Origin of the sequence: Lewinella sp., from assembly GCF_050633125.1 — a bacterium.
Taxonomy (GTDB): domain Bacteria; phylum Bacteroidota; class Bacteroidia; order Chitinophagales; family Saprospiraceae; genus Lewinella.
On sequence record NZ_JBOEFX010000244.1, the window covers coordinates 1 to 2,190 of the forward strand.

Sequence of the window (2,190 nt, forward strand, 5' to 3'; positions counted from 1 at the left end):
TGTTTCTGTTGGTGAGTAATCCTGGTCGGTGTAAAGGGGTTGATCATCATCTTTACCCAGATAGGTCCACACCTGGTAAACAATTGCTCCCCAGATGATGGCCACTAAGGTAAAAAGTAAATACTGTATCGGCTTTGAATTCTTCATTCCACGGATCCCGGAATTTCCTAGTAACGGAATGAACCTGTTGAAGGTTAAAGATGGACTTGCAGATGTTTATGCAGATAATGGTTTTCCCAGTGCCCAAATAAGTGCCGAGCCAGCTTTGCCTACTTACTCTTATGATGGAAATGGGAATACGGTGAGTGACCCTTACAGAGGAGTATCTATTGAATACAACCTACTCAACAAGCCTAAAAAAATCTTGGGAGATGGTTTAGAGATAGAACACATCTACGATGCTACGGGTCGGAAATGGCGTACAATCCGTGATGTTAACGGAATCTACGAGGTACAAGACTATGCTGGCAATGCTATTCTGATTGATGGTAAACTTCAATCGGTATATGGTAATGATGGCCGCTTTGTCATGGAATACGATGCTAATGATGAAATATCCTCTGTAAGAACAGACTACTTTCATAAAGACCACCTGGGCAACACCCGCTTGGCGTTTTCTGACCTCAATGGTGATGGTGCAATCACCATTACGGGGAATCCCGAAATCATTCAAGAGAATCATTATTATCCCTTTGGGATGAATATGAATGGCTATTGGTTTGGGACGGTTACCCCCCAGAATAATTTCCAGTACAACGGTATTGAACTCGAAGAATCGCTGAACCTGAATTTTGCCTACCACCGTACCCTTGATCCCACCATTGGGCGTTGGTTGCAAAGTGACCCTTATGCGCATTCGTTTGGTAGTGAAACACCGTATAATTCGATGTTGAACAATCCAATGAATTATGTGGATCCAGGTGGTGGGTTTTCGGTTCCTGGTGCTATAGCAGGAGCTACAATAGGTGCCATTGTTGGAGGTATGATTGATGAATTTTCTAATGGAAAAGACAAAGGAGTAGGTGCTGCAGTAGGTGCAGTAACAGGTGCTTTGTTGGGAGGTTTTTCAGGGCAACTATCAGGAATGTTTAGTGGGAGAGCTGGAGCTGCTGTGACAAAAAGTCTATCTGCGGGTGGAGCGAAAACATATGCACTCAATGCGGTGAATGCTGCTTTACATTCTAGGATTGTAGGGGCATTTAGTAACACTTCACCAGCAACAATAGATGTTTATCTTGCTAACAGCTCAAGTTATGATTTAACTACAAGTATTAGTCAAGCAAAGCGCATTTTAGCTAGAAATGGTATTGAAAAAAATGTTAACTTTCATCTTGTTACAGAAAATGAGGTATTAAATAATTTTCCTATCCAAGTTACACACTCAGATAGAACGCTATTTTTAGGTTTCTATAATATCGGTAGATTCAAAGCTTTGGGTAATTCAGGCATCCACAATATCTATGGACATAATGATATATATGGAGGCGGCCGGTATGCTTCAGGACTTGATGTTGAGGACTTTCAAAAATCGTATGGTTCTAGTTGGGAATATTATTTAGGACTCACAATAGCTCACGAACTCGCACATCAATTAGATGCTTTTGCATTAATGTCTATAAATGGGAATCTTGATGAACATGGATTCGAAGGGCATTATGGAGGAAAAGCGAATAACAATTTACTTATGAACGGTCAAAGCTTTTTACTAGGAAAACATAAACCATATGGTCAGCATGAACTTCTATTAAAAGCACAACATGATATAATTCAGCAATATTACCAAAATAAATAACTTATGATTAGAAATAAAATTTCATTTGTTTTAATATTGATAATAGCCCTAATCTTTGTTTCATGTTTTAGAAATAAAGATAGGGGTGGGATAATGCAATTTTACAGAAATCAGCATTATGGTGATTTGAAGCCTCGTTATGATTCTGGATTGACAGATTATTCCTTGAAAATTAAAAATACACACAGTGTTCCGATTGTAGTCCCCTTTAGTCTCTATCATCAAATACCTATTGTGCATGAATTTATCACAAAAAAATCTGAAGATAAAATTGTGGATTTTATAGAAACTGGAGTTGGCTTTATTCCAAACCTAGGTGTAGATACTTTACTTCCAGGGGAAACTCAAAGATATTTCGTTGATGTTCTGAATACAATTGATTTAATGGAACCCAATTC

The 2,190-nt window shown here is 38.6% G+C and carries 2 protein-coding genes; both read left to right on the forward strand.

From position 1 onward, the window contains the following. Positions 1-178 precede the first annotated feature (178 nt). A complete protein-coding gene (locus ACRBG0_RS28650) occupies positions 179-1,792 on the forward strand; it encodes an RHS repeat domain-containing protein (RefSeq protein ID WP_431490245.1) in 1,614 nt (537 codons plus the stop codon). Positions 1,793-1,795: 3 nt separating this feature from the next. Beyond that, the coding region (locus ACRBG0_RS28655; protein ID WP_431490246.1) for a hypothetical protein at positions 1,796-2,190 on the forward strand (395 nt) is incomplete at its 3' end.

Excerpts from the sequence above, each read along its gene's own strand:
- ACRBG0_RS28650 (WP_431490245.1), top strand. The coding sequence starts at position 179 with ATGAACCTGTTGAAGGTTAAAGATGGACTTGCAGATGTTTATGCAGAT.